The organism is Candidatus Aminicenantes bacterium (assembly GCA_026393855.1).
Lineage (GTDB): Bacteria > Acidobacteriota > Aminicenantia > Aminicenantales > UBA4085 > UBA4085.
The window spans coordinates 1-21,232 of sequence record JAPKZJ010000067.1; the positions used below are offsets into that span (position 1 = coordinate 1).

Here is a 21,232-nt window from a genome sequence, read left to right on the forward strand (position 1 = left end):
CACCAGCGGGATCCCGACGGCCTCGAACGGCTCCGGCCCATCACCCTGGAACAGATATTTGGAGAAGCCGTCCTTTTCGGACACCGCCTTGGCCTGTTGGACCAGCCGAGGCAGTTGAACCTCTTCCCGCAATCGCGCCAGCAGCTTGTCCGATACCTCCGGAAGGCTCTCGGGGAAGGAATCGTGCTTCAGCACCGCCGCCTGCAGACGCCGGGCCAGGCGCAGGGAAACGCCCAGCGGCGCCAGCCGGTCATGCAGCTCGGATGCGGTTAGCTCTTTGAACAGGGGAGGCATGGGTCGGAAGCGGATTGTACGGCAATGCTGGTTCCCATGCCAGCCTATCGATCATGACCGGGTGCCGGGGTGCGAATCCGAACGACAGAGGCTGGATCATCCCCGCCTGAAGACCGATCACCCTTTCTTCCTGGAAAGCACCGTACCCCAGCGCTGGATTTTGTCAAATCGGCCATCTGGTCCTTTGAGAATATTAATGGACGATCCTCCATCCAGGTAGACAAACTCCGTCTCGGAGATGGGGAACAAGGCCCAATCGCCCGTATCCGGGGATTTGACGTGAAGCTGATGGCCTTCGATGGACACGAGAACGGGCGTATCGGGTTCGTCGGTTGCGCGATAATCCCCGACATACGGGGCGAGCTTGTCAGGGGCGATCTCGATGAGAGCCGTTTCCTTGGGTTGAAGAATCGACCAGCCGTAAACAGACGATAGGGCACGAAGGATTTCCATGACCAGATCGTTCCCGCTATCCGAATTCGTCATGATGACCGCGCCTTGGCCCTTGTGGACAAACGCGAACAACATGCAGGTAAAGCCCTTGTTGCCCCCGCCATGGCTGAAAGATTTCTTTTCTTCCGTCGTCGCGCCGCCCAACCCGATTCCCAGGCCCCAGTCCCCAGTTCCCGGGGTCAACATCTTTTCGGCCATTGGCCGGGAGATGACTCGATTGGATTCTCCGGCCACCGACTTTTCGATCTCGATGGCGAAGCGGCAGAGGTCCGATGGCGTCGTCCACAATCCCGCTGCGGCCAGCTCGGGATAGATATGCCACTTGCCCTTGACGGCTTCGCCATCCGCAAGGTGCCCCGAGGCGGCCTGATCCGATTTTTCCCGAGAGAGCGGCTGCTCGAACGTGCTGTGGCGCATACCCAGGGGGTCCAGAACCGTCGTTTTCATATATTCCCGAAAAGGCCGGCCCGACACATCCGATACGAGAAGCTGCGTCACCACGAACCCGCCGCCACAATATCGCCATTGCGCTCCGGGGATCGTGTCGATGCGGACGGGAGGCGTGTTGGCGGGTTTTTCGCCGTTGAGCACTTGAACCGGCGTCGGGATCTGTTCGGAGACGGCGTATCCGGGAAAGCCGGAGACCGTCAACCCGGCGCTGTGGGTCAGAAGGCGGCGCAGGGTAACTTTCTCTTTTTTCGAGAATTCGTTCTCGGGAACCTTCCAGGAGATAAGCTCGTCGTTGACCGGAGCGTCGAGATCGAGAAATCCCTGCTCGACGAGCCGGAGCGTGCCTAGTGCCGTGACCGGTTTGCTGATGGATGCGGCTTGAAAGAGCGTCTCGGGGGTCACCGGATCTTGGCCTCCGGCTTCCTTGACGCCGTACCCTTTGGCCCACTCGATCTTCCCATGATTGATGACGGCGATGCTCACACCCGGGACATGGTAGTGCTTCATCCGGTCCAGGATGTTCATGGCGGCGATCGGCTGGCCCTTGGCGTACATGGCCGGCTTTAGGGAGTTCTCCATAGCCTGGATTTGGGCCGGATCTTTTGCCGGACTTTCAGGGGCGGGCTTGTTTTGACAGCCGCCGACGATGAGCGATGCCGCCGCGGCTAAAATAGCGATTCTTGATCTGGCGCTCAAACTAATCTCCTTCGGTCCATTTTTTTCAACGAGGGAAGAAATTGGTATGGCTGGGCTCGTCCACAATTAATACGGACCGAAGCGAGCGGAGGATGGCGAAACCCGGAGCGCATCTCCGGACAGGGACCCGCGCGAGCCGGTTACAGATCCGCCGGTTCCAAACGCGGGGCGAGCAGCTGGATAATCAATAACGCGAGCAGGTAGGCCGAGCCGGCGATGATAAAGAGGATCGTATAGCTTCCCGTCTTCTCGATGATGTGGCCCGCGCCGGAGGCGAAGAGCATCCCGCCCGCGGCGCCCGCGGCCCCGCCCAACCCCGTCACCGAGCCCACCGCCCGCTTGGGGAACATGTCGGAGACAAAGGTGAAGATGTTAGCCGACCAGGCCTGATGGGCCGAGGCGGCGATCCCGATGAGCAGGACGGCCATGGCGACCGTCGTGGATTTGGGCGCGGCGATGACGGGTACGACCAAAAGGGCGCAAACGAGCATGACCCGCTTGCGCGAAGCGTTGACGGAATGGCCCCGCTTGATCAGGGCCGAGGAGGCCCACCCGCCGCCGACGCTGCCGACATCGGTCATCAGGTAGACGGCGATGAGCGGCAGGCTCAAACCGGACAGGGTCAGGCCGAAACGGGCGTTGAGAAACTTGGCCAGCCAGTAAAGGTAGAACCACCAGATCGGGTCGGTCAGGAACTTGCCTAAGACGAAAGCCCAGGTCTGGCGGTAGCGCAGGAGCTTGAGCCAGGGGATCTTCTCGGTCGAGGTTTCGATCGGATCGCTCTGGATATAGGCCAGCTCGCGGGGATCGAGGCCGCGCTTGCGTTCCGGAATCTCGTAGAAGGCCAGCCAGAAAATGATCCAGATAAAGCCGATGGCGCCGGTGGCGATGAAGGCGGCCGGCCAGCCGAACTTGATCGTCAGCCACGGCACCATGGCCGGGGCGATGAGCGCCCCGACGTTGGTCCCGGCGTTGAAGATGCCGGTGGCAAAAGCTCGCTCGCGCTTGGGGAACCACTCGGCGACGCTTTTAATCGCATTCGGAAAGTTGCCGGATTCGCCCAGTCCGAGGGCGAAGCGGGCCATGCCGAAGCCGATGGCGGAGCGGGCCGCGGCGTGGGCCATGGCGGCGAGGCTCCAGAACAGAATGGCGGCGGTGTAGCCGAGTCGGGTCCCGAAGCGGTCGACAAGGCGGCCGAAGACGGCTAAGCCGATGGCGTAGGCGGCCTGGAAGGCCGTCACGATGTATCCGTAGTCGACCTCGCTCCAGCCGAAGATCTTCTGCAAGGTGGGGGCCAGGATGCCGATGACCTGCCGATCGATGTAATTGATCGTCGCGGCGGCAAAGAGAAGGGCGCAGACGGTCCAGCGGAACCGCCCGCGGGGTTTGGGATCGTCGGCTGCCTGTGTCATGGCCAGGTGCCTTATCATATCGGGATTGGCCCGAAAACGGAAGCGGGAAACAGGAGTTTGGTGATACAATAGCGGCGATCGGAACCGCATCGTGAGATTCACCCGCCGCCGGCCCGCCAAGCCCGCCGCCATCCTCCTTCTGATGGCGCTGGGATCGTTGGCGGCCGCGCCGTTTCTTTCGGCCAAGATCAAATATGGCGTTCGCATCGAAGTCGTCAAGATGGACGGATCGGAGCTGGTCGGCGAGCTCATCGCGGTCCGAAAGGCGACGATGGTCGTCGCCGATTTTTCGGCCGGCTCCTACGAGTTCATCGAAATGGCCGACATCAGGATCGTCCGCATCCCGAAGATCTCCAAAGCCCTGGGCGCCTTCAACGGCTTCATCCAGGGTGCGTTCTATGGCGCCGTCATAGGCGGCCTGACCGCGGGGGATAAGAACCCGACATCCAAACACTGGAGCCGGGCCTTCATCGGCGGCACCATCGGCGCCGCGGCGATGTCCGTACTCGGGGGGATCAAAGGCAAGCCGACCAAAGACCTCGAAGTCATCCAGATCAAAGATCAATCGCCCGAGAACCTGGCGGTAATCCTGGAGGGGCTAAGCAAGATGGCCCGGGTCAAGAACGCCTCTTGAGGCGCTTTGACTCTCCCCTGTCGTTGTGTTATCCAAATGTCTCGGATGCATTCCTAAAGGAGACCCCCGGCATGCGCTCGCCCCGCCGTTTTTTCTTTTTTCTCCTCCTTGTCGTCGCTTTGATCGCGGCGGCCGCTTGCCGCCCCGGGGGGGATGCGGGCAAGCGCGGGTCCAAATCCTTGACCCTGGCCGTCATCCCGATGGGCACGACCCACGAGTTTTGGAAGGCCATCCATGCCGGCGCCCTGACCGCGGCCCGCGAGCTGGGCGTTGAGATCATCTGGAAAGGCCCGCTCAAGGAAGACGACCGCAACGAGCAGATCCAGATCGTCGAAACCCTGACCAACGCCGGAGTCGACGCCCTAGTCTTGACGCCGATGGACGACAAGGCCCTGGTCCGCCCAGTCGAGGAAGCCGCGCGCCTGGGGATTCCCACGGTCATCTATAACTCGGCCTTGAGCGGCGGTTCTTATGTCGCCTACATCTCGACGGATAATTACCGCGGGGGCGTCGTGGCGGCGGAGCGGATCGGCGCGCTTCTCGGGGGGAGGGGCACGGCCATCCTGATCCGAGTCATCGCCAGCGTCGAGGGCAGCACCAAACGGGAGCAGGGCTTTCTCGACACCATGCACTCCAAGTTCCCGAACGTCAAGATACTGTCGGATAATCAATATGCCGGGGTGACCACCGAGACGGCCTACCAGACGGCCGAGAATCTGCTCAATCGTTTTCCCGAGGTCCAAGCCGTCTTTACGCCCAACGAATCCACCACCTTCGGCGCCCTGCGGGCGATCGAGGATCACGGCCGGGCCGGCAAGCTGATCCATGTCGGCTTCGATTCCTCGAGCAAGCTCATCGAGGCGCTGGGCGCGGGCCGGCTGGCCGGGCTGGTCCTGCAGGACCCCTTCCAGATGGGCTACAAGAGCGTCAAGACGGCCGTGGCCCACCTCCGCGGCGAACCCTACGAGAAGACGGTCGACACGGGCGTCTTCCTGGCCACCTCCGAAAACAAAGACGACCCGCTTATCCGCCGCCTCCTGCGGCCAGACCTCTCCATTCTGGATCGATGACAGCTTTTATTCGGCGAAAGGACCCGTTATGAAACCGATGCGCCTGTCCTCCCTCGGCGTGATTTTAGCCGCCGTCATTTTGATTCTTGTAGGAGCGCCCATGGACGCCCAACAATCGCCCGTCCCGTTCCGGATCCACATCCTATCCTCGAGCCACCAGGACATCGCCTGGATGGACAGCCCCGAGGCTTGCATGAAGTACCGGGACGAAAACTGCATTACGCCCGCCCTGGAGATGATGCGGACCCATCCGGACTATCGCTTCGTGATGGAGAACATGCTCAACCTGCGTGAGTACCTCGAGCGCCACCCCGACCGGCGGGCCGAGATTGAGCGCTACACCCGGGAGGGGCGGATGGAGTGGGGGGCCACTTACACCCAGCCCTACGAATCGCTGCTGACCGGCGAAGAGCTGATCCGTCAGGTCTATTACGGCCGCCGCTGGCTAATCAAGAACTTCCCCGGCTGCGACGCCAAGGTCTACTTCAACCCCGACGTTCCGGGCCGGGCCCTGCAGATGCAGCAGATCCTGAGCAAGGCCGGCGTGCCCTATATGGTGATCAGCCGCTACCACGAAGGCTTCTACCGCTGGGCCAGCCCCGATGGAAGCTCTGTCCTGGCTTTCACGCCGGGGCATTACGGCAACTCCTCGGCCCTGCTCAACGCCAAGCCGGAGGAAGCCGCGGTCAAGGCCATCGCGGGCAAGCTCGACAAGATGGCGCCGCTCTATAAGCAAGGCGGCTGGCCGGCCGAGATGCCGCTTCTCCATTCGGAGGACTTCTCCAAGCCGACCGATTATCGCTCCCTGATCGCTCTTTGGAATCAAACCAAGCCGGGGACGACGATGCAGTATTCCTCGGCCCGGGCTTTCTTCGAGGCTTTGGACAAGGGCACGCCGCCGTTCCGCCGGGTCGAGGGCGAACGGCCCAATATGTGGCTTTACATCCACGGCCCAACCCATCATTGGGCCGTCGACGCTCATCGGCGGGCGGGCCTTCTGCTTCCCGCGGCCGAGATGTTCAGCGTCGCGTCGGCCGTCCTGAAGGGAAGCTGGAGCGGCTACCCGGCCGAGTCCCTGACCGAGGCCTGGCGCTGCGCCGTCTATCCCGATCACGGCTGGGGCGGCAAGGAGGGGCAGGTCACGGACCGTCTGTTCCGCAAGACCTACGAGTTTGCGGCCGAGACGGGCGAAGCCGTGTTGGCGAAGGCCCAGAAGGAAATCGCCGGGCGCGTCAAGACAATCGCCGATAAGGGCGCTCCGATGGTCGTCTTTAATGACCTGGCTTGGGCCCGGACCGGTCCTGTCATCGTCGAAGTTCCCAAAGCCGCCGGGGCATCGAGCGTCCGTGACGCGGCCGGCGCGGCAACGCCCATCCAGGTTCTGCCGGCGCTTCCGGAGCAGGCCGCGGATAAGCAGCGCGTGGAGTTCATCGTCCGCGACATCCCGCCGGCCGGCTATGCAACCTACTATTATAAGCCGGAGGGCGGGGCCGCGAATCCGGCGCCCATCCTCAACTCGCCGCCCGAGATCTACGAGAACGCCTTCTATCGGGCCGAGTTCGCGGGCGGAGGCCTGCGCGGTTTGTACGACAAGCAGCTCGGTCGCGAGGTCATCAAGACCGACAAGTTCCTGGGCTTCGAAATCTTCACCATGCAATCCGTCGGCAACGGCGCGGGCGAGTTCGGCCGCGTCCAAGCCCCGACCATGGAGGGCTTCGACAAGCTTAGCCGGCACAATCCCGCCTGGTCGTTCGCCGCGGACGAGTCCGGCCCGGTTAAAGACGTTTTTAAATTCCGCCAAGTGCTTTCAGACTGCACGGTCGAGGAAAAGCTTATTTTCTATAAAGCCGTCAAGCGGATCGACTGCGAAGTCGCCCTCCTGGGCTGGGACGGATCGCCCTATCGCGAATTCCGTTTGGCCGTACCCGTGGCGGCGGCCAAGGGCGATGTCGCCTACGAGGTGCCGATGGGGGTGGTGGAGGTCGGCAAGAGCGAGGCCAAGGGCACGGGCGGACCCGCCTACGGCTCGCTCGTCTACGATCAGGAGATGTCGGACATCCGGCCGCGCGAAGTCCAGAATTTTCTCTACGCGGGGGACGGAGCGCTTGGCGTCACGATGACGACACCCGTCGCCGTCAACGATTACGTTGATCCTACCGACAATCCCGTGGCCTATCCCGTGCTTCAGGGCTTGCTGCTGGCGTCGCGCCGCAGCTGCCACGGGCAGGGGAATTGGTATCTCCAGGAGGGAGACCATCACTACCGCTTCTCGCTGACCAGCCATCGGCCCGGGTGGCGGAACGGCTATAAGGACGGCATCGCCGCCAATCACGATCTGAGGGCCGTAGCGGTCTCGGCGGCCGGGGCGGGGGCGTCTCTTCCCGAGAGCGAGAGTTTTTTCGCTCTCTCGGCCGAAAATGTTCTCTTCGGGACGGTTAAAAAAGCCGAGGACGACGACGGCGTCATCCTGCGCTGTTACGACATCGAAGGCCGGTCGGCCCAGGTCCGTCTGGGCGGCGGTTTGAAATGGGCCGGGGCGGAGACGACCAGCATCATCGAGCTCGAGAGCAAGCCTCTGCCGCCGACGGGGAGCGAGATCGCTTTCAAGGTCGGGCCGTACGCCATCGAAACACTGAAGCTCAGGCCCTCGGCCAAAGAGCGCTGAGGGGATTGTTTTCGTGAACCCGAAGACATGGCCGGCCTCAACCTATTGGGTTCGGTCTGTCGAAGACCTATTGGCCGCGCTGCAGGGCTCTCGGCTCGGCTTGAGCAGCGCGGAGGCGCAAGAGCGTTTGGCCGAATCAGGTCCCAACGCGCTGAAGCGCCGCAAGAAGGCGGCGCCCTGGCTGCTTCTTCTCCGTCAGTTCAAAAGCCCGCTCGTCCTTATCTTGGTTTTTGCGGCCGTCATCTCGGTTGTGACCGGGGCCTGGATTGACGCCAGCATCATTCTCGCCATCGTTGTTGCCAGCGCGGTTTTGGGCTTTGTCCAGGAATACCGGGCCGGTCATGCGGTCGAAAAGCTGCGCAGCCGGGTGACCCTTCGGGCCAACCTCCTGCGCGACGGGGAGCCGCGAATCGTCCCGGCGGAAGAGGTCGTGCCGGGAGATATCGTGCTGCTCTCGGCGGGGAGCCTCATCCCGGCCGATGGGGCCGTGATCCAGGCCGATGATTTCTTCGTCAACCAGGCGATTCTGACCGGCGAGACTTTTCCGGTGGAAAAGAAAGCCGGGGCCGTTGCCGAAAATGCCGGCTTGGCCGAGCGGACAAACAGCGTGTTCATGGGCACCAACGTGAGCAGCGGCAGCGCCCGCGTCCTGATCTGCGAGACGGGCGTGCGCACGGAATTCGGACGGATCGCCGAGAAGCTGGCCTTGCGTTCGCCGGAAACGGATTTCGAGCGCGGCATCCGGCAATTCGGCGGTATGCTGACGCAGGTGATGATGGCTTTGGTCCTGGTCGTGTTCGCCATCAATGTCTTTCTGCATAAGCCGGCAGTGGACTCGCTGCTGTTCGCCGTCGCTCTGGCCGTAGGCGTTGCCCCCGAGCTATTGCCTGCCATCATCAGCATTACCCTGGCCAAGGGCGCGCAGAGCATGGCCAAAAAGGGCGTTATCGTCCGGCATCTGGCCGCGATCGAGAACTTCGGCAGCATGGACGTGCTGTGCACCGATAAAACCGGTACGCTCACTCTGGGTGTCGTCAGCCTGGACGGCGCCTTGGACCCCTTGGGAAACGCCTCCGATCAGGTTCTTCTGAACGCGTACCTCAACGCCCGCTTCCAAACCGGGTTGGCGAACCCTCTGGATGAAGCGATTCTGCGGCAGAAACAACCCGAAATCGGGAGCTTCGTCAAGACGGAAGAGATCCCCTACGATTTTTTGCGCAAACGCCTCAGCATCGCCGTCCAGGATACCGCGCGGAACAGCTCGACGTATACTCTGATCACCAAAGGCGCGCTGGATAAGGTCCTGGAGGCCAGCTCGCATATCCTGGAAGCGGGCCAAGCCGTCTTGTTGGATGAAGCCCGCCAGGCGGCCCTGCTGGCGAAGTTCGCCGGTTGGAGCGAGCAGGGTTTCCGGGTTCTGGGGCTGGCGACCAAAGAGGTCGCTCCGCGGGAGCGCTACTCGGTCGAAGAAGAAAGCGGCATGACTTTTATCGGGTTTTTGCTGTTCTTCGATCCTCCCAAGCCGGATGCTCTCAAGGCTATTTCCGACCTGAAAAATCTGGGCGTCACCCTTAAGGTCATCACCGGCGACAACCGGCGGGTGGCCCTCCATGTGGCCCAGGCGACCGGGATGAAGGTGACGGGTGTCTTGACCGGGGCCGAGCTGAACCGGATGCGAGATGAGGCTTTGTGGCAGCAGGCCGAGCGGGTGAATCTGTTCGCGGAGGTGGATCCGAATCAGAAAGAGCGCATCATTTCGGCTTTGCGCAAGACCGGCCACGTGGTGGGCTACATGGGCGACGGCATCAACGACGCTCCGGCGCTGCACGCCGCCGATGTCGGCATCTCGGTCGACAGCGCGGTCGACGTGGCCAAAGAAGCCGCCGATTTCGTGCTGTTGGATCAGAGCCTGGATGTCCTGCGCCACGGCATCGAACAGGGCCGCCGGACTTTCGCCAACACCTTGAAGTACGTCTTCACCACCACGAGCGCCAATTTCGGCAATATGTTCAGCATGGCGGGCTTGTCGATGTTCCTGCCGTTTTTGCCGCTGCTGCCCAAGCAGATCCTGCTGAACAACTTCATGTCCGATTTCCCGGCCATGACCATCGCCTCCGACGCGGTGGATCCGGAGATGGTGGACAGGCCGCGGCGATGGGACGTGGCTTACATCCGCAATTTCATGATCGTCTTCGGCCTGATCAGCTCCGTCTTCGATTTCCTCACCTTCGGCCTGCTGCTGCTGGTGCTGCGGGCCGGGGAAAGCCAATTCCGCACCGGCTGGTTCGTCGAATCGTTGTTTACGGAGCTGTTCATCCTTCTGGTCGTCCGCACCCACCGGTCGCTGTTCAAGAGCAAGCCGGGGGGCTGGTTGTGGGGCAGCACTCTCCTGGTGGGGTTGACGGCCATCGTCCTGCCTTACCTGCCCGGGGTGGGCCCCATCTTCGGTTTTGTCCCGCTGCCGCCCGTGATGATGGCCGCGTTGCTGGGCATCACCGGCTTATATGTGGCCGCCAACGAATTCGCCAAACAGATCTTCTACCGCCGGATCCGTTACTGAATCGCTAGTGTCCCGTCTCATAAATACTAATCCCATAATCGCCGTGGAGACGGGACACTTCCAGGGGGGAGACAAGCTCCCCCCTCGGCGCTCCGCTGACCCCCTGAGGGGGGCCTCGCCGCCCCCCTCATACTCCCCGGCGGTTGTGCGTTTAGCATGCTTGGGATTTAGTCGATAAATTTCCGAGACGCACAACGAGCCGGAATTATCGGCTGCGGACGATGTCGACCGTCTCTTTCGCCGTCCTCGCCAACAGCGACGAATCCGTGCCGGCGCAAACGAACGAGAATCCCCGGGTGCAGGCTGCCCTGGCCGCTTCCGGGACGGCGGCGAAGATGCCGGCCGGGATGCGCCTGATCCTCGAGGCGGCTAAAATGGTGCCGATGGCATCCTGGACGCGGACGTCGTCGATTTTGCCCGGAAGGCCCAGGCTGGCCGAAAGGTCGAAGGGGCCGATGAACACCGCGTCGATGCCGGGCACTTCCAGGATCGACTCGATGTGGCGGGCCGCGTCGATGTGCTCGGCCTGGGCGATCAGGGTGACGTCGGCGTTGGCGCCTGCCACGGTCTCCTTGACCCTGACGCCATACCCCTGGCCGCGGGCGATGCCGATGCTCCGGGCTCCGAGCGGGGGATAGAGCGCCGCCCGCACGCACGCGGCAGCTTCCTCGGCCGTGTTGATGTGGGGAAAGATGAGACCGTCGGCGCCGAGGTCGAGGGCCTTGCTGATCCAAACCGGCTCGTTGGCCGGGACCCGGACGATGCAAGACGCGCGTCCGGCGGCGGCCTGGATCATGCGCTGGGTGATGATGAAGTCCAGCAAGCCGTGCTCCATGTCGAGGAACAGCCAATCGAAGCCCGCCTCGACGCAGATCTCGACGATCTCGGGCGAGGGGAGGGAGAGGAGAAGCCCGATTTGCGGGGCGTCTTCCTTGAGGGCGACTTTAAAAGGCTTGGCCATGAGGGTCTCCTGGAGTTGGGAGCGGGTATCTTATCGCGTTTTCTAAATTTTGTCGTCCTCGCCATGACAGCAGCTTCTGCTTGTCATCGCGAGGACCTAGAAATACGAGATCCCCACGCCCTTCGGGCTCGGGATGACAAGAAAACGGATCAAGCGAGGTCCCCCGCGTCCGACGCACGCCGTCCTCGGGACGACAAGAAAAGCAGATCGGAATGACCAAGCCGCCAATGCGGGACGACAGATAAGGCAATTATGCTATACTCCCGCCGAAAGAGACTGCATCCATGGCCGACATCGCCAAAGGCGTCCGCTCCTTCACCCTGGGCACGGCTCTAAGCCGGGTTCTGGGCCTGGTGCGGGAGATGGTCATCAACCATCTTTTCGGCGCCGGCTTGGCCAACGACGCCTTCCGGGCCGCCTTTCGCATTCCCAACCTGCTGCGCGACCTGTTTGCCGAAAACGCCCTGTCTTCGGCCTTCGTCCCGGTCCTGACCGACGAAAAGAAGAAAGGCCGTGAGGCGGAGAACCGTTTTGCCTCGAACATCCTCAACACCCTGCTTGTCGTGGTCGGGCCGCTGACGCTCCTGGGCATCCTGACCGCTGGGCCGCTGGCCAGGGCCTTCGTCCCGGGCTTCGACAAGATCCCCGGCAAGCTCGCCCTGACCGGCCAGCTGACGGCGGTGATGTTCCCGTTTCTGCTCTTCATCGCCCTGGCCGCCTGGGCCATGAGCGTTCTCAACACCAACGGCTCGTTCTTCGTCCCGGCCGTGGCCCCGGCCGTATTCAACGTCTTCTCGTTCCTGACGCCGCTCGCGCTCTTCGCCTACCTGCGATCGCGGGGCATGGAGCCGGTCCTGGGCGCCGCCATCGGCGTCATGACCGGCGGACTGATGCAATTCCTCGTCCAGGTCCCCGGGCTCTATCGGGGCGGCTTCCGCTACCGGTTCGTGGTCTGTTTTCGCGACCCGGCCTTCCGCCAAGCCTTGTCGTTATTCGTTCCCGTGGCCATCGGCTTGTCGGGGCCCCGGATCAGCTTCTTCGTCAACACCATGCTCATCTCCAGTCTGCCCCAGAAGAGCCTGTCCTGGCTCGAATCGGCCTACCGAGTCATGCACCTGCCGCTGGGGCTCTTCGGCATCGCCATCGGGGCCGTGGCCCTGCCGGCTTTCGCGCGGTTCGTAGCCGCGGGCGACCGGGACTCGGTCCGGTCCACCCTGCAGGACTCCCTGCGCATGGTTCTTTTCCTGACCGTCCCGACCTCGATCCTCATCGCTGTTCTAGCCGGGCCGATCACCTCGCTCATCTATGTCCACGGCCGGTTCACCGCTGCCGACGGCGCCGCTTCAGCCGCGATCCTCGTCCTCTATATGCTCGGGGTGCCGTTCATGTCGGCCTTGCGCAATCTAGCGGCCGTGTTCTTCGCCCATAAAGACGCCCGCACGCCCATGATCGCGAGCTTTATCGCGGTCGGCTGCACCATCGTCCTCAACCTGTCTCTCAAAGGCGTCCTGGGCATTCGGGCGTTCCCTCTATCGGCCACGATCTCCGCGGTCGTCAACGCGGGGCTCCTCTTCGTCCTTCTGCCGCGCAAAATCGGCTCGCTGCACGCGGCGCCGCTGTTCTCCTATTTCGGACGGATGATCCTGGCGAGCTTGTGCGGCGGGGGAGCGGCCTTCGGCGTTGCCCGCCTCGTCGCCGGCGTTCTCGGCCACGGCCGGCTGGCCCAACTTGCGCTCGTTGCGGCTGCGGGAGCCGGGGGAGCGGCCGTGTTCTACGCCGCCGCGCTCCTGCTTGGCCTTGACGAGGTCAAAGCCTACGTCCGGCGCTTCCTGCGGCTGGGCTGACGGCCGGAATCGATCAGCGGATGGCCGGCACCAGCTCGATCAGGAACTGCTTGGACAGGCTCCGCCAGACAAACCTCAAATCGAAGCGGCCGGCTCGACGGACAAGGTAGAGGTCGATGTTGGCCAAGCGGCCGGCGTAGAAATCGTAGTTGAAGATGGACTGGATCCGCCAATTCTTGATCAAGCCCAGCGAGACGTCGGCGAAGCCCTGCTTCCAATCGCCGTATTTGGGATCGTAGGCGACGGACACCCAACCGTCGATCCGCCCGCCCGTTCGGACGCGGAAGGCGGCCGTCAGGTTCTGGCTGGTCGTCCCCTCGATCAACCAGCCCTGGGTGCGTCGGCGGGATTGAGCGCTGTAGAAAACTTCCAGGGTGACGCCCGGGGCGAACTCCTGGACGGCCTGCAGAATAAGGCCTCCCGAGGTAAAATTGCGGCCTTCTTTCTCCAGGAACTGCTCGGCCGAGAGGGAAGTGCGGAGCGTCAACCCCGTCCGGATTCGGATCGGAGCCGCGGCCAGACTGAAAGCCGCGTTGTCGTTGTAGCTCTGGCTGGTCTTTGTCGAATCGCTCAAGGCGCTTAGAACGAGCGTGTTCGTGAGGGACGCGGTCAGTAGCCCGCCGTAAAACGTCACCGGCTTCACGGCCAATTGAAGCTGGGGACGGCTCAAGCGCCGGTTGCCCAGCAAATCGTCGTTCAAATGGTATTCCGCGGCCGCCTGGTAGCTCGCGGCGTCATAGGCGAGGCGGATATCGCCTGTCAGGATGCGTGAGGCGGTCGCGCCCCGGCCGCCGATTCGAAAATGCGAATACCTTGTATCCAGGCCTAGGTGGACGCGCTTGCCGAAGTCCTTGGCGTAGGTCAGGTCGGCCAGCGTCTGGTCGTGCCGTTCCTGGCGCCCGGAGATGGTTAGATTTCCCCAACCCTCGGACTTCAGCTCGGTCCGCATCCCCAGCCAGGTTTCGCCCTCCGATTGCAGGGGCTTGTTGTAGGCCAGGTCGAAGGTGGTATTTCGCTTGTCGTCGCGGCTCTTGACCAGGGCGAAGACGCGGGCGTTGCCGAGGCTCGTGGTGCTGTAGTTTCCCTCCAGGCCCAAATCGAGCTTGGCCGAGGCCGACCAGACATTCGAAGTCTGCGCATCAAGCTGGCGGGGGAGTCCGATGTAGCTCGAGAGGATGGTGTGCTCTTCATAGTGCAGAAGGGTTCGGCTCCGCAGGACCTTATCCCGATTCAAGGTCAAGCTCATATCGCCGAACACGCCCTGATTACGAGAGAACCAGATTCGGTCCAGGGATAGCCCGCCGGCCTGCGGCTTGTCCCCGGCGGAGAGCTTCAAGCGCTTGAACCCGACCGATTCCACGCCCTCGACGTGCATCAGGATCTCATCACCGTAGACTTCGAAGGACGACATGATGTCGAGGGCTTTGGCCGAAGCGTAGAGCAGCGAGCCGCGCATCTTGGCCCATGAGGCGCCTTCCAGAGTCGCCCGGCGAGCCTTGGTTTCGGCCGCGAGGTCTTGCGGCTTCCGATCCGCGGGAAAGGGGATTTCGCTTATCTCGTCCCCGTATCGAACTATCACTCCCGTCTCGCTCCCGGCGTCGAAGAGGAATTCGTCGGCTTCCAAGCGGGCCTCGCCCTTGGCCATTCGGACCCGCCCGATGACAGAACCCGCCCGGGCCGCGATATCGATTTTGACAGCCTGGGCCGTGATGGTCCAGCCGCGCCAGGTCAGGCTGATATCGTCGCCGAGGATCTGAGCGTGGTCGTAGCTGAAGGCGAGATAGGCGCCTTGAATCCGGATCTGCGGGGGCTCGGCGGCGCCGAGAAGGAGCGGGGCGAGGAGGAACAGGGCCGTGCGGTGCACCCTCAATTCTGGAACCTCAGCTGGTAGAGCTTCTGATTCCCGTCCGCGTTCCACAGGAAACGGCCGTCGAAGGCCAGACCCTGCGGGGACTGGCCCGGCGAGAGGTATCGCCGCAGAACGCGCCCTTCGGTATCGACCCGATAGATGGTCAGGGTGCCGGCGTCGGAGATCCAGAACCGGGTGCCGTCGAAGGCCAGCCCGGAGGCTCTCGTCCCCGGGTTGGCGAAGGAGCCCAGGACTTCGCCCGTCTCGGGGTTGATCTTCAGAATCTTGTTGGTTTGGGCGTCGGCCGCCCAGAGGGCGCCCAGGGCGAATTCGAGCGCGGTGAACGCGCCCCGCTGCATGTTCAGCCGCTTGAGCACGTCGCCGCCGATGAATCCGATCTTGGAGATGAAGACGTCGGCTTCGCCGCAGACCCAGAGGTCCGCGCCGTCGTAGGCGGCATCGGACAGGCCGGCCGCCGGAGGGAGGAGCGTGCGGACGACCATGCCGTTCGAGGCGTTGAGGTTGAAAAGGGCGCCGGAGGCCCCGTCGGCGAGCCAGAGCGCGGCCCCGTCCCAGACCAGTCCTCGCGGGGACGCCGCCGGTCCGTTGATCGTCTGCACGACCTCGAAGACGACTTCCGAGACGGAGGGATCCAGGGGATTGTCGAACAGCCGGTCCTTGCAGGCGCCCAGGAGGAGGGCGCTAAAAGCGACAGCCGGCCACGGCCACCAACGCCAGCGTCTCGTCATGTCCGATCCTGAACGAAAGGGTTTTAGCGGCATCCGACTTGCCGCGCACGATGAGGGCGATGTCCAGAAGATTGAGGGCCCAGACGGCGGCCCCGGCTAGGAGGAGCTGATTTCGGCGGGCGTCCCTCATCTCGGCCTCCGCCCGGAACCGGACCGTGTCCTCTCGGGTCGCCGCGGCTTTGTAGAAGAGATAGGCCTCGTTGCCGAGATGGTTCTGGCGCAGGGCCGCCGCGAGGCAGAAAACCTCGGCCGCCAGGAATAAAACGCCTTTGAGATAGCGTCCTTCGGCGAACTGGCCCCAGCCGGGAATAAGCAGAGATTTTTCGAGCGGGCCGAAGCTCCTTTCCGGCGCCTTCGGCTCTTCGGCCCGGCCGGCGTCCTGGGCGAAGGACGGGGCCGCTCCGAGGAGAATCGAAACGGCCAGAAAGGCCGCCACGAGCTTGATGTTTTTCATTCCCAGATCCAGAGATAGCACAGATTTCCAGCCTTGACAACCCGCCTTTTTCCATTTATGTTTTAGCCACAGGGAGGTGGAAAATGAGCACATTCAAACAATGGTCGCTGTGTAAAATTCTGGCCGTCGCCCTGTGCGTCCTCATCGCCGGCGAGGCCCACTTTGCTTTGGCCGCTCAGGCCAATCAGCAGGATCCCTTCGAAACAGCCTTGGCCCAGGCTCGCGAAGCCTACTTCGCGGCCAAGTACCCCGAGGCCAAAACCATCCTGGAGAAACTCATCGGCGATTTGGCTCCGATCGAAGGCCGGGACAGCTTCAAGGGCGAGACCTTCCTGCTGATGGGCGCGACTTATGAGATGCTTAAGTTCAAGGAGCTGGCGATCAAGTATTTCTGCCGGGCCAAGGCGGTCCTGGGCGAAGGCAGGTCGATTGAGGGACTGGAGCTGAAGAATTTTAAATATTACAAAGCGGATTGCACCGGCGCTGCCGGCACCATCGCCGGCTCGACCGCGGTCCGCAGGCGCAGCTTCCTGGGAGGGCTGTTCGGCACGCTCCTGTTCCTTTCCGTCATCGGCGCCGGGGCTTATTTACTGTGGAAATACGTGATCAAGAAATCCGATTCCGGCACCTCGGATACCACCTATGTCTACAAGAGCGCCTGCTTCAGCACCGCCTGGCATGTCGAAATCTATTCGGAATGGTATGGCGACACGCCGGGAACCGTTTCTTTCACTCCCGCCGATACCGCTCCCAACCCAAACGAAAACAACGGTTGGACCGATTCGGTCACTTACACATTCTCGACTTCCGGCGGATCTCTGAAATCGATCAGCCTGAAGATGAGCGTCACGGTCAGCGGTGGAGACAACGGCATCCGCCGGGACCAAGCCTGGGTCGATAACGTTTCGATCCTGGATGCGACCAACACTTTCACCCAAGCCTGCAGCGCGCCGGGATCCAAGGATTACAACGAGATTTATCAGCGAACCAGCACTGGGTCCTTCGTCCTCAAGCACACCATCAACCTGTCCGGCTCGAACAATGTGCATAGCGCCGTGACGGTCACGAAGAAGTAGCAACAGGAACGACGTAAACTATTATAAGTCAACAAAACCCCCCGTCTCCGAGCTTTGCGGAAAGTTCGGGGCGGGGGATTTTCAATTTTTGGGGGGGGCGAACGACTAAATGGGCAAGTAGGAGGAAGGAGGGCCGGGGAGCGGACAGCTCGCGCTCCGACTCCCGCAAGAGATTGCGCCTTGGATGGCCCTCCCTTCCATTTCTTCCGAGCGTCCATAAATATACCCTCGATTCCAGCAGGCGTCAAACTTCGCGTCCAATCCTGAAAAGGTTGAACCGTGCCGTGTGGAATGAGTACAATGGGGTCAGATCGAGGAGGAAGAGAGATGCCTTTCATCAAGAGAAAGAAGCCCGGCCTGCCGACCTTGGCGGTGTTCGTTCCCTGCGACCCGCGCATCGACGAGGCCTCGCGATCCCGCGCCTTCGCCATCGGCGTGCGGACGGCCCGTCTGCTAGCCGACCGGCTCCGCCTCCCCGATGGGTCCGCGCCCAATGTCGTCCATGCATCCCGCCTGGTCGATAACGAGAAGACCGCCGACGAGGCGGCTCTGGAGCTGCGGGAAGCCGGGGCGGAAGCCTTGTTCATCGTCCCCGACACTTGGTTCTTCCCCGGCAAGACGGCCATGGCCCTGACGGCCCATTTCCCCGCCTCGACTCCGCTGGCCTGCGTCGGCGGTAACAACGCCCCCAAGCCCGGGGTCGTGGGCATCGACGCGCTGGTCGGGGCCTATGCCCAGACCGGGCGGCTTTGCCCGATGGTCATCGGGACGATGCCGGAGACCGGCGCCGACCCCGATTACGACGACAAGACCAAGGACGAAATCGTCGACCTGGCCTATGCCGTGCTGACCGTGGTCGCCCTGCGCGGCCGGCGGTTCCTCTCGGTGGACACCGACTCGATGCAGATGGAGACCGCGCTCAATCATGTCCATGCCACCCGCCGCTTCCTGGGCCTGGAATCGACCCGGGAATCGATGAAGATCTTCGCCGACATGCTGCGCAAGAAAGGCGGCTACGACCCCCAGGAGCTGCGGGCTCTTCGCGAATGGGCCCTCAACGTCAAGTTCGGCGGCCGGATCTTCAACAACACCGTCGAGATCATCAACAAAAGCTACCGGATCTATACCGGGGGCAACGTCAAGCCGCCGGCCCTGACGGCGGAAGATCGCCGTATGCTGGACGACGGGCTGGCCCTGTACCTCATCATCAGAAATGCCATGGCCGAGGTCGGGGCCGTGGCCGGAGGCTGGACGAACCAATTGGCCTGGGGTTCGGACCGCCGCGGCCTGCCCATGACCACCGCCGACATCGCCGAGTCGCTCTTCAACTCCAGCCGGGACCATAACGGCCCCAAACCGGTTGTGCCGTTCGCCACGGAGAACGACATCCAGGGCCTGCTGACGATGATCACCCAGTGCTGGCTCTCGGGCGGGCGCCCGACGCTGTTCATGGACTTCCGCAAGGTCTACGAGCCCTGGGAGATCGAGAAAAACGCCCGCGAGCTGGGCCTCGACCTCAAGCCCTTCCGGGACGCCGCCTGGATGAAACGGGGTTTTATCGACGGCAACAACAGCGGCAGCGCCTCGCTCGATTTCTCCGAACGGGCTTATCTATTCAAGGCCGTCAAACACTATTTCCCCGGCGGCGGGTTCTCGGTCGGGTTCGTCTCGCCCAAGGGGCTCAAGGGGATGGCGGGACGGATCGGCTACTCGGATCTAAGCGGGATGTTCACCATGATCCAGGGCGAGGCTGAAAGCCAGGAACTGCCCGGCCCGCTGTTGGAGCGCGTTTGCCACGCCTCCGATTATTCCTGGCCGCACACCTTCCTGACCTTCGAGCACGTGCCTTCGCACCTGGTCAAGGTCGGCATCCCGGCCAACCATCTGCACATGGTCACCGGGTTGCCGCGGCGCCGTTGGCAGCACTTCTCGGATTACACCCTGATTCTGAATCACCCTTGGGAGAACGCGCCCGAGCACGTCGAAGGCCTGGATCGCCCCCAGCCCATGCTCTGGCGGCTGAACGGGGGGGAGACGACGGCCAAGATGAAGCTGGCCGCCCGGGCTTAAAAGTAACTCAAAACATCCTCCGGGCGGGTCACGAGGGCATGGGCGCCATTGGCCAATAGCTCGTTCTCCGTCCGGAAGCCCCATAGGGCCCCGACCGCGAACATACCGGCCGCGACGGCTGTCTGCATGTCCGTGTTCGTGTCCCCCAGGTAGAGAATCTCGGCCGGCGGCAGGCTGAGGGCGGCCGCGATCTCGAGCGCGGCGGCAGGATCGGGCTTGATCGCCACGTTTTCGCGCGCCCCGAAGACGAAACGGAAGGGGAACCCCGGAAAATATCGGTTGACGACGTCCACGGTCGCCGGTTGGGGCTTGTTGGAAAGGATCGAAAGGGAGATGCCGCGCGCGCGCAGCGCCTCCAGCATCGCGACGATCCCGGGGTAGGGCTTGGTCTTGATCATGCACCGCCGGCTGTATTCGGCCCGCATGGCCGCGGTCAGCTTCGCCGTGAACGTCGGATCATCGCGCCGGCTCTCGGGCAGGGCTCGATGAATGAAGGTCGCCAGCCCATCGCCGACTAGGAGCCTGCACTCGCCGACGGTCTTCTCCGGGAACCCGTAAGCGGCCAAGGCCGCGTTCATGGAATCGGTCAGGTCCTCGATCGTGTCGAGGAGGGTGCCGTCGAGGTCGAAGATCGCTGCGCGCCGTTTCATGGGAGTCTCCGTGGAAGCGGTATTCTACCATATGCCGCTGTATCCCTCGCGAGGAGACTCGAAGCGATCCTCCTGACGAGGGCGAGCAGAGCCTCGCCTTGCCGGGCCCTGGGAAATAGTGTAAAAACGGATCGGAAGGAAGGAGAGCCCATGATCCCCAAGACGCTCCGCCCGTTCGCTCTTGCGCTTCTCGCTTCGACCCTGGCCTTTGCCGGCTGCGGATCGAAGCCGGAGCCGGCCGACCTCGTATTGACCAACGGCAAGATCGTGACCATGGACGAGGCCAAGCCCGAGGTCCAGGCATTGGCCGCCCGCGGCGATAAGATCGTGGCCCTCGGCACGGCCAAGGAGATTGCGGCCTATATCGGACCGGCGACTCAGGTCGTCGATCTGGGCGGCCGGCTGGCGACACCCGGCCTCATCGATTCGCACCTGCATTTTACCGGCATCGGGCAGGCGCGCCTGTCCCTCGACCTGACCAAGGCTCGCAGTTGGGACGAGATCGTGGCCATGGTGGCGGCTGCGGTCAAGACGGCCAAGCCGGGCGAGCCGATCACCGGGCGGGGCTGGCATCAGGAAAAGTGGGACCGTAAGCCCGAGCCGAATATCGACGGCCTGCCGCTGCACGACGCGTTGAGCAAGGTCTCGCCGGACAATCCCGTGGTTCTGACCCACGCCAGCGGCCACTCCTGCCTGGCCAATGCCAAGGCCATGGTCCTATCCAACGTGACGGCCGCGACGCCCAACCCCGCCGGCGGCGAGATCATCAAGGATGCCAAGGGCCGGCCGATCGGCGCCTTTCTCGAGACGGCCCAGGGGCTGGTGCGCCGGCCCTTGAACCAATGGGCGGCCTCCCGCACCCCCGAGGACAAGCAGGCCGAACAGCGCAAGATCATCGAGCTGGCCGACCGCGAGTGCCTGGCCAAGGGCTTGACCAGCGTCACCGACGCCGGCGCCGGTTGGTCCCAGATCGAGCTCTACAAGAGCGCCATCGACCAGGGCCGGCTTGGGGTCCGTCTCAATGTCATGCTCAGCGAGGGCAACAAGCGGCTGGCCGAGCATGCCGCCGAATGGAAGATCATCGGCTACGGGGCCGATCACCTGACCGTCCGATCCATCAAGCGGCTGATCGACGGCGCCCTGGGCGCGCACGGCGCCTGGCTTCTGGAGCCATACGCCGACCTGCCGACCTCGACCGGCCTCAACACCGAGCCCCTCGACGCGCTCCGCGAGACGGCCCGCTTCGCCGTCGAGAACGGGTACCAGCTCTGTGTGCACGCCATCGGCGACCGGGCCAATCGGGAGATCCTAAACATTTACGAAGAGGCCTTCAAGGCCCACCCCG

16 protein-coding genes are annotated in these 21,232 nt (G+C 63.0%); 8 read left to right on the forward strand and 8 right to left on the reverse strand.

The features are described from left to right. The 3 genes from NTZ26_07095 to NTZ26_07105 all read right to left on the reverse strand — a co-directional run. Positions 1-294, reverse strand: a 294-nt coding sequence (locus NTZ26_07095; GenBank protein MCX6560265.1) for a hypothetical protein, incomplete at its 3' end; no start/stop codon positions are given. A 117-nt stretch (positions 295-411) separates the two neighbouring features. Then, entirely contained in the window at positions 412-1,893 is a 1,482-nt protein-coding gene (locus NTZ26_07100; GenBank protein ID MCX6560266.1) for a serine hydrolase, read from the reverse strand. A gap of 140 nt (positions 1,894-2,033) precedes the next feature. Further along, positions 2,034-3,305 carry an MFS transporter gene (locus NTZ26_07105; GenBank protein MCX6560267.1) on the reverse strand — a complete coding sequence of 424 codons (1,272 nt, stop codon included), beginning with the start codon at positions 3,303-3,305 and terminating at the stop codon, positions 2,034-2,036. A 91-nt stretch (positions 3,306-3,396) separates the two neighbouring features. Here NTZ26_07105 and NTZ26_07110 point away from each other — a divergent pair, with 91 nt between their 5' ends. From NTZ26_07110 to mgtA, 4 genes are all read left to right on the forward strand, one after another. After that, positions 3,397-3,939: a hypothetical protein gene (locus NTZ26_07110; protein ID MCX6560268.1), complete on the forward strand. Its 543-nt coding sequence runs from the start codon at positions 3,397-3,399 to the stop codon at positions 3,937-3,939. Positions 3,940-4,010: 71 nt separating this feature from the next. Continuing rightward, positions 4,011-5,009 (forward strand): substrate-binding domain-containing protein, encoded by a 999-nt coding sequence (locus NTZ26_07115; GenBank protein ID MCX6560269.1) that lies wholly within the window; start codon positions 4,011-4,013, stop codon positions 5,007-5,009. Positions 5,010-5,109: 100 nt separating this feature from the next. Further along, a complete protein-coding gene (locus tag NTZ26_07120) occupies positions 5,110-7,674 on the forward strand; it encodes a glycosyl hydrolase-related protein (protein MCX6560270.1) in 2,565 nt (854 codons plus the stop codon). A 13-nt stretch (positions 7,675-7,687) separates the two neighbouring features. Continuing rightward, positions 7,688-10,234 (forward strand): magnesium-translocating P-type ATPase, encoded by a 2,547-nt coding sequence (mgtA, locus tag NTZ26_07125; protein MCX6560271.1) that lies wholly within the window; start codon positions 7,688-7,690, stop codon positions 10,232-10,234. A gap of 205 nt (positions 10,235-10,439) precedes the next feature. Here mgtA and NTZ26_07130 read toward each other — a convergent pair whose 3' ends face one another. Continuing rightward, entirely contained in the window at positions 10,440-11,195 is a 756-nt protein-coding gene (locus NTZ26_07130; protein ID MCX6560272.1) for an aldolase/citrate lyase family protein, read from the reverse strand. A gap of 284 nt (positions 11,196-11,479) precedes the next feature. Between NTZ26_07130 and murJ the strand changes: the two genes are divergently transcribed. Beyond that, complete coding sequence (gene murJ, locus NTZ26_07135; protein MCX6560273.1) at positions 11,480-13,039, forward strand: murein biosynthesis integral membrane protein MurJ; 1,560 nt, start codon at positions 11,480-11,482, stop codon at positions 13,037-13,039. Between the two features lie 13 nt (positions 13,040-13,052). On the opposite strand, the gene NTZ26_07140 is transcribed toward murJ, so the two are convergent. From NTZ26_07140 to NTZ26_07150, 3 genes are read right to left on the reverse strand one after another with little or no spacing between them, the layout of a single operon-like run. Then, positions 13,053-14,903 carry a hypothetical protein gene (locus tag NTZ26_07140; GenBank protein MCX6560274.1) on the reverse strand — a complete coding sequence of 617 codons (1,851 nt, stop codon included), beginning with the start codon at positions 14,901-14,903 and terminating at the stop codon, positions 13,053-13,055. A 2-nt stretch (positions 14,904-14,905) separates the two neighbouring features. Continuing rightward, positions 14,906-15,637: a hypothetical protein gene (locus tag NTZ26_07145; GenBank protein MCX6560275.1), complete on the reverse strand. Its 732-nt coding sequence runs from the start codon at positions 15,635-15,637 to the stop codon at positions 14,906-14,908. Next, complete coding sequence (locus NTZ26_07150; protein ID MCX6560276.1) at positions 15,591-16,091, reverse strand: hypothetical protein; 501 nt, start codon at positions 16,089-16,091, stop codon at positions 15,591-15,593. Before NTZ26_07150 ends, NTZ26_07145 begins: the two co-directional genes overlap by 47 nt. A gap of 83 nt (positions 16,092-16,174) precedes the next feature. Here NTZ26_07150 and NTZ26_07155 point away from each other — a divergent pair, with 83 nt between their 5' ends. Together NTZ26_07155 and NTZ26_07160 are read left to right on the forward strand one after the other, a co-directional pair. Beyond that, positions 16,175-17,167: a hypothetical protein gene (locus NTZ26_07155; protein ID MCX6560277.1), complete on the forward strand. Its 993-nt coding sequence runs from the start codon at positions 16,175-16,177 to the stop codon at positions 17,165-17,167. 327 nt (positions 17,168-17,494) lie between these two features. Further along, entirely contained in the window at positions 17,495-19,237 is a 1,743-nt protein-coding gene (locus NTZ26_07160) for a hypothetical protein (GenBank protein MCX6560278.1), read from the forward strand. On the opposite strand, the gene NTZ26_07165 is transcribed toward NTZ26_07160, so the two are convergent. Beyond that, a complete protein-coding gene (locus NTZ26_07165) occupies positions 19,234-19,887 on the reverse strand; it encodes an HAD family hydrolase (protein ID MCX6560279.1) in 654 nt (217 codons plus the stop codon). The two genes, NTZ26_07160 and NTZ26_07165, sit on opposite strands and share 4 nt — an antisense overlap. Before the next feature lie 150 nt (positions 19,888-20,037). On the opposite strand from NTZ26_07165, the gene NTZ26_07170 reads away from it, so the two are divergent. After that, the coding region (locus NTZ26_07170) for an amidohydrolase family protein (protein MCX6560280.1) at positions 20,038-21,232 on the forward strand (1,195 nt) is incomplete at its 3' end.